Origin of the sequence: Curtobacterium sp. TC1 (assembly GCF_019844075.1) — a bacterium.
Taxonomy (GTDB): domain Bacteria; phylum Actinomycetota; class Actinomycetes; order Actinomycetales; family Microbacteriaceae; genus Curtobacterium.
In genome coordinates this window covers 822,096-834,468 of sequence record NZ_CP081964.1, presented here as the reverse complement: position 1 = coordinate 834,468, position 12,373 = coordinate 822,096, and the positions used below count along the sequence as shown (strand labels likewise).

Sequence of the window (12,373 nt, the reverse complement as noted above, 5' to 3'; positions counted from 1 at the left end):
CCCCGGGACGATCGACACCAGGCCGGAACGATCCGGCACCGACCGGAGGAACCACCATGACGCTGACGAACACCGCCGCTCCCGCTGCCACCACGTACGACTACTGCACCGTCGACGTCCCGCGCGGCAAGGACGCCCTGTACGCGGACACCTACCGCAACTTCGGCTGGACGTCCGACGGCTCGGACCGGACGGGCGCACTGAACCGCCGGCGCACCCTCGGCCTCCGCCGCGACCGTGCCGTCCGCTCCGTCGAGCTGACCGAGCTCCAGCAGAACGCCGAGACCGCCCTGGCCACGATCGACTCGCTCGAACGCTCCCGCACGACCGCGGCGTCGGTGGTCGCGTACGCGCTCGGCGCGATCGGCAGCGTCCTGCTGGCCGCTTCGGTGTTCGCCATGCAGGACACCGTGGCGGTCCCCGACCTGCTCGGCGGGCTCGAACCGGTCACGGTGTTCCTCGTCGGGGCCGGTGGGCTGGTCAACTGGGCGATCGCTCCCGTGGCCTTCCAGCTCGTCCGCGCGGCGCGAACCAAGCGGATCCGTCCGGCCGTCGACCGCCAGTTCGACGTCGTCTACGGCGCGTGCGAGGCGGCCAGTCGCCGCCGGACCGCCTGAGCGCGGGCCGAGCCCGATGACGGACACCATCGCCCGGGAAGACGCTGTCCTGCACGCGCCGGTCCCCCGCCACCTGGAGACCCGGGTGCTGTACGCACCGACCGCGTTCGTGCCGCTCCACCGGCACACCCTGGAGCAGTTCGGCTGGACGGTGACCGTGCAGGGCGGACGGCTCGGCACGACGTCCCTGCTGCTCCAGCGGCTGCGCACCCGGCCAGACCCGGCACGACCGCTCCTCGAGCGTCGTGCCGAGCGGGCGCTGGCCCGGATCGCCGCCCTCGAGCAGCAGCCGGCCCGGTTGGCTGGTGTGGTCGCCACCGCGGGTTCCGCGGTCGCCGTGCTGGCGATCGCGCTCGGCGGTCTGCTCGCCCTCGGCGGGGACCCGACGCTCGTGCCGGTCCTCGTCGGTGCCGGCGTGTGGATCGCCGCCGTGGCCGCAGCGCCCGGCATCCGGTCGTGGCGCACCGAGCGGAACCAGACCGCACTCAGCCGGGAGTACGCCGCGATCGACGCGTGCACGCACCCGCCCGTCGGGTCGTGACGACGGCGGACCCCCGCGCACAGCGCACACACGACGGCCCGGTGGGATCTCCACCGGGCCGTCGTGTGTGCTGGAACCGACGGGTCAGTCCGCCAGACGGATCGCCAGGGCCGGGCAGACCGCCGCGGCGTGTCGCACCGCCTCGACCTGGTCGTCGGTGACCTCGTCGGTCAGCAGGACGGCGATCCCGTCCTCGTCCCGTTGGTCGAACACGTCCATCGCGGCCATGACGCACTGGCCGCTGGCGACGCACTTGTCCTGTTCGAGGATGACCTTCATGACTCGTTCCCTCCGGTGGTCGAGCTCGCGCTCGTGGTGGTGTGGTGGTCGACGGGGCACCACGTGACGGGGAGCTCGTACACCCCGTAGACCGCGCCGTCGTGCTTGAACGGGACCTCGTCGAGCGGGACCGCGCGAGCGAGGGTGGGGATCCGACGGAACAGCGTCGGGTACACGACCTGCAGTTCGACCCGCGCGAGCGGCTGGCCCAGGCACTGGTGCACGCCGAACCCGAACGCCACGTGGTTCCGCGGGTTGCGGGTCAGGTCGAGCCGGTCCGGGTCCGGGTAGACGTCCGGGTCCCGGTTCGCCAGGTCCGTCGCGACGATCACCCCGTCACCGGCGCGGATCGTCGTGCCGGCGACGTCGAGGTCCTCGGTCGCCACGCGCTTGCGTCCGTCGTGCGTGATGGTCAGGTAGCGCAGGAGTTCCTCCACCGCCGAGGCGACCAGCGCCGGTTCGGGGTCGTCGAGCAGGCGATCGCGCTCGTCCGGGTGCTCGAGCAGGGCGAGCGTGCCGAGGGCGATCATGTTCGCGGTCGTCTCGTGCCCGGCGATGAGCAGCAGGATCCCCATCTGCACGGCCTCGCCCTCGGTCATGTCGCCGGCGGTGACCCGGCCGGCGATGTCCGTGAGCAGGTCGTCGCCGGGTTCCGCCGTCTTGCGGCGGAGCAGCGACGTCAGGTACGCACCGAGCTCGCGGAACGCCTGCTGCCGTTCGTCGTCGGTCGTGGTGCGGCGGATGATGGTCTTCGAGTGCGCCTGGAACCGGTCGTGGTCCTCGTACGGCACGCCGAGCAGCGCGCAGATCACCAGGGACGGCAGCGGGAGCGCGAACGCCTCGACCAGGTCGACCGGGTTCGGGCCGGCGAGCAGCTGGTCGATCAGGTCGTCCGTGATCCGCTGCACCACGGGGCGGAGCGCCTCGATGCGTTTGATCGCGAACGGCGCGGTCACCATCCGCCGCAGCCGAGCGTGGTCCGGGTCGTCCATCAGGATGAAGGACAGCCCGCCGCCACCGCCCGAGGCGCTGGCGGAGGGGTACCCCGGGTTGGCCGCGTCTGCGCTGACGGACAGGCTCGACAGCACCTGCTTGCCCTCGTCGTAGCGGGTGACGAGCCACGGCTCGCGGCCGTCGGCCAGCGTCACGCGGTGGACGGGGCCGTCCTCCTGCAGCACGCGGGCCGCCGGCGGCGGGTCGAAGGGACACCCGGCGGTCCGCCGGTCCATCGGGAACGTGTCCGGTCGGTCGGTGATCGGTGGGTCGGTCATGGTCTGCTCCTCCGTGTTCGGGTGACGGCCCCGGTCAGGCGACCGGAGCGGACGGCACCGGTCAACCGACCGGTGCCGGGCTCTCGGCGGCAGACGCCGCAGACGCGGCAGACGCCGCAGACGCGGCAGTCGCCGCAGTCGCCGCAGTCGCCGCGTACCGGGGACGCAGGCGCATGCTGGCGATCCGCGCCTGCTTCGGCATGCCCCACCCGAGCGCCCCGACCGCCTCACCGGCGCGTTCGGCCACGGCGACGAACCGGCCGTCCTCGGGGTGCCCGTCGACGACGGTGATCCGGTCGGCCGGGGTCATCTGCCCGAAAACCTGCACGCGGGTGCCGTGCTGGTCCGTCCAGAAGTACGGCACCGGCGTGTACGGCACGCGGTGCCCGAGGACGTTGCCGGCGACGACCTGCGCCATCTCGGTCGCGTTCGTGCGGTTCTCGAGCCGCATCGAGCGCTCCGCGCCGACGTGGTGGAAGCGGGCGACGTCGCCCACGGCCCAGACGCCGGGTGCAGCGGCTCCGAACGCGTCGCAGTCGACGCCGTCCGTGATCTCCAGGCCGGACGCCTCGAGCCACCCGGTCGTCGGGCGGGACCCCACGGCGACGACGACGGCGTCGGCCGGACGGCTCGGGCCGTCGACGAACTCCACCGTGTCCGCGCGACCGTCCCGGCCGCGCACCCGCGCGGCGCGGACCCCGCCGAGCAACCGGATGCCGGCCGCTTCGTGCTGTGCCGCGAGGAACTGCGAGCCGAACCCGCCGAGCTGCCCGCACATCGGTGCGCGGATGCTCCCCGCGAGCGTGACGCCCACGCCGAGGGACGCGGCGGTCTGTGCCACTTCGCTGCCGAGCACGCCGTTCCCGACGACCAACAGCGGCCCCTGCAGCGTCTGCAGTCCCGCTCGGAGCCGGTCCGCGTCGGCCCGGGTGCGGAGGACGTGCACGCCGTCGAGCCCGGCCCCCGGGATCGCGCGCGGCGTGACACCGGTGGCGATGACGACGTGGTCGGCGGCCCGGGTGGTGCCGCTCGACGTCGTCACGGTCCGGGTCGCGACGTCGAGGGCGACCGCGCGGTCCCCGAGCACGAACTCGGCGTCGAGGCCCGCGAGCTGCTCGGTCGAGCGGAGCACCAGGGCGTCGGCGCCGATCTGCCCGGCCAGGTACTGCTTCGACAGCGGAGGCCGGTCGTACGGGTCCTCGGTCTCGCCGTCGAGCAGCGTCAGCCGGCCGACGTGCCCGTGGCGGCGGAGCGCCTCGGCCGTCGCGATGCCGGCAGCCGAGGCGCCGACGACGAGGACGGATGCGTGCGGATCGGTCCGAGGGACTCCGGTGCTGGCCATGCTCCGAGCCTCGCCGGGCCCAGCGGTGCCGGACTACTCCGGTCGGACCGACCGGGATACCGCAGACGCAGTACGCGCCGCGCCCGGCGATCGAGCACCCTGGACCGGTGACCCGCACCCGCACCGAACACACCGCCCTGCTCGTCGTCGACCTGCAGGCCGGGACCGCGCCGTACCAGCGCACCCACCCCGTCGAGACCGTCGTGGCCAACGTCGAGACCCTCGCCCGCGCCACCCGTGGCGGCGGCGGCACGGTGGTGTTCATCCGCCACGACCCTGCCGCGACCCCGGCAGGCGCCACCCAGTACGGCGGCGGCCCCCGGCCGGCCCCGGTCGCCTACGGCTCCCTGCTGCTCGAACGGGCCGACGACGACGGCAACCTCACCCGCGGCGGGTGGAGCGCCTTCGCCGGCACCGGCCTCGACGAGCGGCTCCGCGCCGACGGCGTCACCGTTGTGGTCGTGGTCGGTCAGGCGACGACCTTCGGCGTCGAGTCCACGGCTCGGGCCGCGTACGACCTGGGCTACGACGTCGTCCTCGTCGAGGACGCCACCAACGACCCGGACCCCGACGCCCACGCCGCCCGGTTCCGGTCGGTGTTCCCCGCCCTCGGCGTCGTCGTGCAGACGGCCGACCTGGCGGGGCCGGGCGCGGCCTGAGCACTGACACCGTGGCGGACGGGAGGCACGGTGCGGGCCCGCCACGTGCCTCCCGTCCGTCACCTGGTCCGTCCAGGGCCGACCCTGTAGGACGGACGGAGGTGAGCGCACGCTCGCCCCGACCCGAGGAGCACCCATGGCCGCGAAGACCATCGTCATCACCGGCGCGAGCGACGGCATCGGCGTCGCCGCTGCGCGGGAGCTCGTCCGCCGCGGCAACGAGGTCGTGGTGGTCGGTCGCAACCCCGCGAAGACCGAGCGGGTCGCCCGTGACCTCGGCGTCGACCACTTCGTGGCCGACTTCTCGGACCTGTCCGCCGTCCGGGAGCTCGCCGCCGACCTGCTCGAACGCTGCCCCCGGATCGACGTGCTGGCCAACAACGCCGGCGGCATCTTCAGCGCGGGCCGCCAGGTCACCGTCGACGGCCACGAGCTGACGTTCCAGGTCAACTACCTGGCGCCGTTCCTGCTCACGGAGCTGCTGATGGACCGGCTCATCGCGTCCCGCGGAACCGTCATCAACACCTCGAGCGTCGCGAACAAGCTGTTCGGCCGCGTCGACATCGACGACCTCGACGCCGAGCGGCACTTCCGGGCCACCAAGGCCTACGGCGACTCGAAGCTCGAGCAGATCCTGTTCACCAAGGAGCTCGACCGTCGGTACCGCGACCAGGGCGTGACGTCGACGGCGTTCCACCCCGGCACGATCAGCACCGCGTTCTCGAACGACAAGACCTCGCCGATGTACCTCATCTACCACACGCCCCTGCGCCACGTGTTCCTGACCAGCCCGGAGAAGGGCGCCGACACCCTGGTGTACCTGGCGGACAACACCCCCGGTCGTGACTACCCGACCGGCGAGTACTACGTGAAGCGCAAGGTGGCGGCGCCGAACACGCAGGCCGAGGACGCCGACCTGGCCCGAGAACTGTGGGACCGGAGCGTGGCGATGCTCCACACGGCCTGACCGGCGGGGCTCTCCGTCGGTCTCCGGTGCGCTACGCCGCGGTGTCCGGCGCGGGAGCGGCCGGCGGCTGCGCCTCGCCGCCGGCTGGCTGCGTTTCGCCGGTCGGCTGTGCCTGCCGCAGCCCCGTGACCAGCAGCGTCACGATCGTCCGCACGTCGTAGTCCGGGTCCTGGGGGCTCCACGCGACCAGGTCGCCGACGGCGCGGAGCAGCTGGTACGGCGACACCGACGCGACGACCTCGCCCGATGCGCGTGCGTCGTCGAGCATCCGGCCCAGCACGGGGACGAGCTCGTCGACGAACAGCGTGTGCAGCGCGGTGAAGCCGTCGGCGTCCCCCTCCCACACCCTGGCCAGGCCGTGCTTCGTGCCGAGGAAGTCGACGAACTGGTGCACCCAGCGCAGGATCGCGTCGAATGCGGTCGGCGCTGAGTCGAGCAGCGCGGGGCCGGCCTCTGCCAGGGCCTCGATCTGGTGCCGGTAGACGGCGACGACCAGGTCCGAGCGCGTCGGGAAGTGCCGGTAGAGCGTACCCACGCCCACGCCGGCGGCTGCCGCGACCTCGCGCACCGGCGCGCCGATGCCCGACGCGGCGAAGACACCGGCGGCGGCGTCGAGGATCGTCCGTTCGTTCCGTTCGACGTCGCGGCGACGCCGGGGCGGCGCGGTGTCGCCCGACGGCGCGGTGTCGCTCGACGGTGTGCTCATGCCCCGATCATCGCACGGTCCGGCCTCGTAACGGAACGACGATCCGTTTCGCTTGCAATCCGGAGCGCGGTTCCGTATCGTTCCGGAACGTCGCTCCGTTTCGAGTGACGACCGCTCCCGGAAGGACTCCCGATGTCAGCAACAGCACCGCGCCCACAGGTGATCAGCGTGCGCCCCGTCACCCTGCCCGCGCCGTCACGCGGCCACGACCTCGAGGTCCGGATCACCGCCCCGACCACAGGCACCGACCTGCCCGTGATCGTCTTCGCCCACGGCTTCGGACAGTCGATGACCGGCGGCGACCCGCTCGTCGACCACTGGACCGCCAACGGGTTCGTCGTCGTCCAGCCGACGTTCCTCGACTCGACGCAGTACGGCCTGACGCTCGACGACGCGCGCTACCCGACGATCTGGCAGACCCGGGTCGACGACCTCGAGCGGGTCATCGACGACCTCGACGTCCTCATCGCAGCCGTCCCCGGTCTCGCCGGACGTGTCGACCAGGCGAACCTGGCGGTCGCCGGGCACTCGTGGGGCGGCCAGTCCGTCGGCATGCTCCTCGGCGCCCGGGTGGTCGGGTCGGACGGACAGCCCGGCGAGGACCGTACCGACCACCGTGTGCGCGCCGGGGTCCTGCTCTCCACCACCGGGATCGGTGGAGCCGACCTGACGCCCTTCGCGCAGGAGCACTTCGCCTTCATGAGCCCGGACTTCAGCCAGCTGCGCACCCCGTCGCTCGTCGTCGCCGGCGACCACGACCAGTCCCAGCTGTCGACCCGCGGGCCGGACTGGTTCACCGATGTCTACCACCACAGCCCCGGCGCCCGGCACCTGGTGACCGTGCACGGCGGCGAGCACCTGCTCGGCGGGATCCAGGACTACGCGTCCACCGCCACGACCGACGAGAGCCCCGAGCGCGTGGACCTGGTCCGCCGCACCACGACGGCGTTCCTCCGGACGGCACTCGGGCTCGACGACGACGCGTGGTCCGCGACGGCCGCCGGACTCGCACTGTCCGCTGCGCCCGCCGACGCCGTCGGCCAGATCGACGCTGTCGGCCACGTCGACGCCGTCGGCCACATCGACTCCAAGGAGGACCACTCGTGATCACCGACCAGCACCCGCTCCCCACCCACTTCACGGCGTCGTCCACCGCCGCCGACGTCCTCGCCGGCGTCGACCTGACCGGCCGGAACGTCATCGTGACCGGCGGACACAGCCGCCTCGGGCGCGAGACCAGCCGCGCCCTCGCGGCGGCAGGCGCCGACGTCACCGTCGCGTCCCGCGACACCGACCGCGCGAGCGCTGCCGTCGCGGGCATCCCCGGCGTGCGGGTCGAGCAGCTCGACCTGACCGACCCGGCGTCGATCGACGCCTTCGCCGCACAGTGGACGGCGTCCGGCCGACCACTCCACGCCCTGGTGAACAGCGCCGCGATGCTCTTCACCCCGGACCGCCGGCTCGACGGCCGCGGCAACGAACTGGCGTTCTCGACGACGCACCTCGGGCACTTCCAGCTCACGCGGGCGCTCCTCCCTTCCCTGCTGGAGGCCCGTGGTGCGCGGGTCCTGACCGTCACCTCCGGCGCGGCGCGGTTCGGGCAGATCCGGTGGGACGACCTGACGTTCGCCCACGGGTACGACCCGGTCACCGCGTACGGGCAGTCGAAGCGGGCGAACGTCCTGTTCACGGTCGAGCTCGACCGCCGGTTGGCCGCGCAGGGCATCCGCGCGTTCGCCGCGCACCCGGGCGTCATCGTCGGACCCGGCCCGCACGACCCGAGCGCGCTGGCGTCGTACCGCGAACAGGGGCTGGTCGACGACCAGGGGGTGACGGTCATCGACCCCGAGGTGGGCAAGAAGACGGTCGAGCAGGGCGCCGCGACGCTCGTGTTCGGCGCCGCGAGCCCGCTGCTCGACGGCGTCGGCGGGGTCTACCTGAAGGACAGCGACGTCGCCGTGGTCGACGACGAGGTCCGGCCACTCACCGCGGACAGCATCCCGTCGGACGCGAACTCGGCGATGCTCGATGCCGACGACGCGCGGCGGCTGTGGGAGGTCAGTGCGCAGCTGACGGCCTGAGGGCGTCGAGGTCACTGATTCCCGCATGGCAGCGGGTGAAGATCATCGTCGCGTGCGTGGCCGGCATCGCCGTGCTGAGCTTCTCCCCGGCGGCGAACACCATCCAGTCGCTCGTGCCCGGGATCAGATCGCGGTGAATCCACCGTCGACTGGAAGGAGGGCACCTGTGACGAAGCTCGCTCGGTCTGATGCGAGGAAGAGGACGGCCTCGGCGACTTCGTCGGGTTGGGCGATGCGGCCGAGGGGGTGTGCGCTCCCGAAGGTCCGGAGGTACTCCTGGCCGTCAGGACGGATTCCGTTCAGGAATCCGGTGTCGATGACTCCTGGTGCAACGGCGTTCGCACGGACACCGTACGGCGCGCCTTCTACCGCGGTGACCTTCATCAGCTGCGCGATCGCACCTTTGGAGGCCGAGTAGGCCGAGCCTTCGGGCAGGGCGACGGTCGCCGCGTAGGAGGCGACGGTCACGATGGATCCGGACCGCGCTTCCTGCATGACCCGGAGCGCTGCGCGAGTCTGCACGAACGGGCCGCGCGCGTTGACTCGCATGACCTCGTCCCAGTCTTCCGCGAGGGTGTCGACGAGCGGCTTGTTCAAGGTCGTGCCAGCGTTGTTCACCAGGACGTCGAGCCGTCCGAAGCGATCGACAGCGGCTTCGACGGCGCGATCGGCGACGTCTTCGTCGGCGACGTCACCGACGACTGCGACGACGGATTCAGGGTGTCGTTCAGCCAGGACTCGGATGCCGTCGTCGATGTCCTGGACGATGACCCGAGCACCACGGGCGAGGAGCAGCTCGACCGTGGCTCGGCCGACACCGCCACCAGCGCCGGTGACGATGGCGGTCTGGTCGTGGAAGTCGCGCAGGGATGACATGGGTCTCCTTCGGGTTGTGTCGGGAGGTCCGACGGGGAGGGGTTTCGGGGTGTCACGCCGCATGCCGGCGCAACAGGAGCGCTGCGCCGGCCACACCGCACAGGGACAGGACGACCACGACGAGCGTGGCGACCACCGTGTTCGACGCCGTCATCGAGGCGCCGGCGACGGCGGTGACGAGCGCGAGGCCGACCGCGCCGCCGATCTGCTGCGCAGTACTGAGGACGGCGGAGGCGAGGCCGTGCCGGGCGGGATCCGCGGCCTCGAGAGCAGCGAGGTTGAGCGGCGCGAACGTGCAGGCGAGGCCGAGACCGTTCACCACCATGACGGGCAGCAGGACGCCGATGAAGGTCGCGTCCGGACCCATCCGGAGGAACAACGCGTACGAGGCGGTCAGCAACACGACACCGACGACCACGACGCGGCCCGCGCCGATCCGTCCGGCCAAGCGTCCCATCGCGGGAGCGAGCACGCCGTTCACGATGCCGATCGGGACGAACGCGAGGCCGGCCTGCAGCGGCGACCAGCCGAGCGTGCCTTGCATGCCGAGCGTCGCGAGGAACGCGAACCCTGTGTACGCCGCCCAGACCGTCGCGATCGTGATCGACGTGGCGATGGTCACCCGGCGCGTGAGGGAGGACAGCGGCAGCAGCGGCACCCGGGCCAGTCCCTGTCGGATGGTGAACGCACAGAGCGCCGCACATCCGGTGACGAGGAACGTGACCGACCGGGGGTCGCCCCACCCGAGGGCAGGCGCTTCGGTGAGCCACACCACGACAGCGGAGAAGCCCAGGGTCACCAAGACGGCGCCGGGCACGTCCAGTGGCTCGCGCTTCGGCCGGGCTGTCGGGCGGGGAAGCAGACGGGGCGCGAGGGTGAGAACGGCGATCGCGAAGGGAAGCGGAAGCGCGAACGCGAGACGCCAGGACAGCTCGGTGACCAGGCCCCCGAGCACGAGGCCGCCGACGAACCCCGCAGCGCCGGCGGTCGCGAACACGCCGATCGCGCGGCCACGCTCCTGCGGCTCGGTCCAGATCGAGGTGATGAGTGAGAGCGCCGCCGGTGCGAGGAACCCTGCTGCAATGCCTTTGATCCCGCGGGCCGCGATGAGTACTCCGGCGTTCGGGGCGAGTGTGGCCGCAACGCTGACGACAGCGAAGACCGCCACGGCGGCGAGGAACACGCGCCGTCTCCCGAGAACATCCGATGCGCGACCCCCGAGGAGCAGGAAGCCGCCGTACCCGAGGAGGTAGGCCGACACGATCCACGTCAGAGAACCGGTGGACAGCCCCAGGTCGCGCTGCACGGCGGGAAGGGCGACGGTCACATCGGAGAGGTCGATCGCGTCCATGAAGTGTGCGGTGCAGAGCACGATGAGCAGCAGCGGTGTCGCGGCAGCGGATTCGACTCGGCGCGACCGTGCGGACGAAGAGGACATGCCACCAGGCTCCATCGCCGGTCGCCGTGACCCCAGGGCGAACGGCCCCTGGGTGCGCTGCAACCAGGGACAGCGTGGCGATCCGGCTTACGGTGGACAGCGTGTTGACGGATCTCGGAGTGTTCCTGCGGAGCCGACGCGCGCAGGTCGACCCCCGCACGGCAGGCTTCCCCTACGCCGGTGTGCGGCGTGTGCCGGGACTGCGTCGAGAAGAAGTCGCTGTCCTCGCCGGAGTGAGCAGCGATTACTACGCCAAGCTCGAGCAAGGACGGGAAGACCACCCGTCCGCGCAGATCCTCGAGGCGCTGGCGCGCACCTTCGAGCTGAGCGAGGACGAACGGCGGTACCTCTACGGTCATGCGGGCCTCGCGCCACGACGAGAGAGCGACTCCAGCCCGGCGGTCATCGATCCGCAGCTGCTCCGCCTCATGGATGCGTGGTCGGCGACGCCGGCGATGGTCCTCTCGGCGACCCTCGACGTCCTCGCTCGCAATCAACTGGCCAGGGCCCTGTACGCGGGTTTCACGCTCGACGACAATCTGCTCCGCATGACCTTCCTCGACCCAGAGGGGCGACGGTTCTACCAAGACTGGGACCGTGCCGCGGAAGCCTCAGTCGCCAACCTGCGGGCCGCGTCGGCGACCGAAGGCAACGACGCCCCCGTCAGGTCGCTCGTCGCGGAGCTCTCCGCGGGCGCCCCGGCGTTCAAGCGTCTGTGGGAGCAGCAGACGGTGCGCGGGAAGACCCACGAGCCGAAGTCGTTCCACCACGCCGACGTCGGACCCCTCACCCTCACCTATCAGGCGTTCGACGTCCGGGGTGCGCCCGGCCAACAGCTCGTCGTCTACGACGCCGAGCCCGGGTCGAGATCAGCCGACGCACTCCGCCTCCTCGGGAGCATCGCCGCGTCTCTTCCTCAACGAGGCGCCTCATCCCGCGGCAACGCCTGAGAACGCGGTCCCAGCGTCCACGCCGTTCCGGTCCGCTCCGTGGCGACTGATGAGGGCACGTCGCGCTGTCGTCCTCGCCGCCGGTGTCGGCGGCGGGTGACGGGGTGAGAACGCAGCCTTCTCATCACGGTCGATGTGCTCTCAGCGGTTGTCGACGGAAGTCGACGGTTTCGCGACCGCGCGAGTATCAGAACGCGAACCGATGCCGACCAACACCGCCAAGAAAACACTGACCAGCGTGCCAGCCCCCGCCCGCACTCATCGCCGACCGACTCAGCAGCAACACCCACGGCACCGACCCGACCCGACCCGACCCGACCACGGTCCTCGCGACCACCTAGGACTAGCTCCACATCCTCGGTCGCGACGCCACAGGCATCGTCGGCCACTGGAAGGACCTCGAACTCGTCGCCACGATCCCGCGCAGCAGCTTGGCGGTCGAACGCCACCACCGAGGGACGACGCTCGCGATCGACCTCACCGACACCACGACCGGCGTCACCCTCGAGTTCGAAGCGCGGCCCCTCGGCAACCTCGGTGTCAAGGACCTCCTCCGCGAACTCGAAGAGTAGGGCCGGACCGCCGGTGTCGGCGTACAGCTCCCGTGTGATGTGTCGAGAGAGCTGCGCTACGCCGTGGTCGGGTG

The 12,373-nt window shown here is 71.8% G+C and carries 14 protein-coding genes; 8 read left to right on the top strand and 6 right to left on the bottom strand.

All coding sequences use genetic code 11. From position 1 onward, the window contains the following. Nucleotides 1-56: 56 nt before the first annotated feature. Nucleotides 57-617 (top strand): hypothetical protein, encoded by a 561-nt coding sequence (locus tag KZI27_RS05135; protein WP_222659654.1) that lies wholly within the window; start codon nucleotides 57-59, stop codon nucleotides 615-617. Between the two features lie 16 nt (nucleotides 618-633). Continuing rightward, nucleotides 634-1,158 (top strand): hypothetical protein, encoded by a 525-nt coding sequence (locus tag KZI27_RS05130; protein ID WP_222659652.1) that lies wholly within the window; start codon nucleotides 634-636, stop codon nucleotides 1,156-1,158. 84 nt (nucleotides 1,159-1,242) lie between these two features. On the opposite strand, the gene KZI27_RS05125 is transcribed toward KZI27_RS05130, so the two are convergent. The 3 genes from KZI27_RS05125 to KZI27_RS05115 all read right to left on the bottom strand — a co-directional run bounded on the left by KZI27_RS05125 (nucleotide 1,243) and on the right by KZI27_RS05115 (nucleotide 4,050). Then, nucleotides 1,243-1,437: a ferredoxin gene (locus KZI27_RS05125; protein ID WP_222659651.1), complete on the bottom strand. Its 195-nt coding sequence runs from the start codon at nucleotides 1,435-1,437 to the stop codon at nucleotides 1,243-1,245. Continuing rightward, a complete protein-coding gene (locus KZI27_RS05120) occupies nucleotides 1,434-2,708 on the bottom strand; it encodes a cytochrome P450 (RefSeq protein ID WP_222659649.1) in 1,275 nt (424 codons plus the stop codon). Before KZI27_RS05120 ends, KZI27_RS05125 begins: the two co-directional genes overlap by 4 nt. A 61-nt stretch (nucleotides 2,709-2,769) precedes the next feature. Beyond that, nucleotides 2,770-4,050, bottom strand: coding sequence for an NAD(P)/FAD-dependent oxidoreductase (locus tag KZI27_RS05115; RefSeq protein WP_222659647.1), 1,281 nt, complete (start codon nucleotides 4,048-4,050; stop codon nucleotides 2,770-2,772). Nucleotides 4,051-4,157: 107 nt separating this feature from the next. Between KZI27_RS05115 and KZI27_RS05110 the strand changes: the two genes are divergently transcribed. Together KZI27_RS05110 and KZI27_RS05105 are read left to right on the top strand one after the other, a co-directional pair. Further along, the gene (locus KZI27_RS05110) at nucleotides 4,158-4,709 is read left to right on the top strand and encodes a cysteine hydrolase (RefSeq protein ID WP_222659645.1); all 552 of its coding nucleotides are present in this window, start codon (nucleotides 4,158-4,160) and stop codon (nucleotides 4,707-4,709) included. Between the two features lie 136 nt (nucleotides 4,710-4,845). Next, the gene (locus tag KZI27_RS05105) at nucleotides 4,846-5,676 is read left to right on the top strand and encodes an SDR family NAD(P)-dependent oxidoreductase (protein WP_222659643.1); all 831 of its coding nucleotides are present in this window, start codon (nucleotides 4,846-4,848) and stop codon (nucleotides 5,674-5,676) included. Nucleotides 5,677-5,707: 31 nt separating this feature from the next. On the opposite strand, the gene KZI27_RS05100 is transcribed toward KZI27_RS05105, so the two are convergent. Further along, a complete protein-coding gene (locus KZI27_RS05100; protein ID WP_261784100.1) occupies nucleotides 5,708-6,382 on the bottom strand; it encodes a TetR/AcrR family transcriptional regulator in 675 nt (224 codons plus the stop codon). A gap of 132 nt (nucleotides 6,383-6,514) precedes the next feature. On the opposite strand from KZI27_RS05100, the gene KZI27_RS05095 reads away from it, so the two are divergent. Continuing rightward, nucleotides 6,515-7,489 carry an alpha/beta hydrolase family protein gene (locus KZI27_RS05095; RefSeq protein WP_261784099.1) on the top strand — a complete coding sequence of 325 codons (975 nt, stop codon included), beginning with the start codon at nucleotides 6,515-6,517 and terminating at the stop codon, nucleotides 7,487-7,489. Beyond that, nucleotides 7,486-8,463, top strand: coding sequence for an SDR family NAD(P)-dependent oxidoreductase (locus KZI27_RS05090; protein WP_222659641.1), 978 nt, complete (start codon nucleotides 7,486-7,488; stop codon nucleotides 8,461-8,463). Before KZI27_RS05095 ends, KZI27_RS05090 begins: the two co-directional genes overlap by 4 nt. Nucleotides 8,464-8,586: 123 nt before the next feature. Here KZI27_RS05090 and KZI27_RS05085 read toward each other — a convergent pair whose 3' ends face one another. After that, nucleotides 8,587-9,339, bottom strand: a complete 753-nt coding sequence (locus KZI27_RS05085; protein WP_222659639.1) for an SDR family NAD(P)-dependent oxidoreductase — start codon at nucleotides 9,337-9,339, stop codon at nucleotides 8,587-8,589. 52 nt (nucleotides 9,340-9,391) lie between these two features. Next, nucleotides 9,392-10,777 (bottom strand): MFS transporter, encoded by a 1,386-nt coding sequence (locus tag KZI27_RS05080; protein WP_222659637.1) that lies wholly within the window; start codon nucleotides 10,775-10,777, stop codon nucleotides 9,392-9,394. A 101-nt stretch (nucleotides 10,778-10,878) separates the two neighbouring features. Here KZI27_RS05080 and KZI27_RS05075 point away from each other — a divergent pair, with 101 nt between their 5' ends. Both KZI27_RS05075 and KZI27_RS05070 read left to right on the top strand, forming a co-directional pair. Then, nucleotides 10,879-11,727 carry a helix-turn-helix transcriptional regulator gene (locus tag KZI27_RS05075; protein ID WP_222659635.1) on the top strand — a complete coding sequence of 283 codons (849 nt, stop codon included), beginning with the start codon at nucleotides 10,879-10,881 and terminating at the stop codon, nucleotides 11,725-11,727. 431 nt (nucleotides 11,728-12,158) lie between these two features. Further along, entirely contained in the window at nucleotides 12,159-12,299 is a 141-nt protein-coding gene (locus tag KZI27_RS05070; RefSeq protein WP_222659633.1) for a hypothetical protein, read from the top strand. The last annotated feature ends 74 nt before the right edge of the window (nucleotides 12,300-12,373 follow it).

Excerpts from the sequence above, each read along its gene's own strand:
- KZI27_RS05135 (WP_222659654.1), top strand. The coding sequence starts at position 57 with ATGACGCTGACGAACACCGCCGCTCCCGCTGCCACCACGTACGACTAC.
- KZI27_RS05130 (WP_222659652.1), top strand. The coding sequence starts at position 634 with ATGACGGACACCATCGCCCGGGAAGACGCTGTCCTGCACGCGCCGGTC.
- KZI27_RS05125 (WP_222659651.1), bottom strand. The coding sequence starts at position 1,437 with ATGAAGGTCATCCTCGAACAGGACAAGTGCGTCGCCAGCGGCCAGTGC.
- KZI27_RS05120 (WP_222659649.1), bottom strand. The coding sequence starts at position 2,708 with ATGACCGACCCACCGATCACCGACCGACCGGACACGTTCCCGATGGAC.
- KZI27_RS05115 (WP_222659647.1), bottom strand. The coding sequence starts at position 4,050 with ATGGCCAGCACCGGAGTCCCTCGGACCGATCCGCACGCATCCGTCCTC.
- KZI27_RS05105 (WP_222659643.1), top strand. The coding sequence starts at position 4,846 with ATGGCCGCGAAGACCATCGTCATCACCGGCGCGAGCGACGGCATCGGC.
- KZI27_RS05100 (WP_261784100.1), bottom strand. The coding sequence starts at position 6,382 with ATGAGCACACCGTCGAGCGACACCGCGCCGTCGGGCGACACCGCGCCG.
- KZI27_RS05095 (WP_261784099.1), top strand. The coding sequence starts at position 6,515 with ATGTCAGCAACAGCACCGCGCCCACAGGTGATCAGCGTGCGCCCCGTC.
- KZI27_RS05085 (WP_222659639.1), bottom strand. The coding sequence starts at position 9,339 with ATGTCATCCCTGCGCGACTTCCACGACCAGACCGCCATCGTCACCGGC.
- KZI27_RS05080 (WP_222659637.1), bottom strand. The coding sequence starts at position 10,777 with ATGTCCTCTTCGTCCGCACGGTCGCGCCGAGTCGAATCCGCTGCCGCG.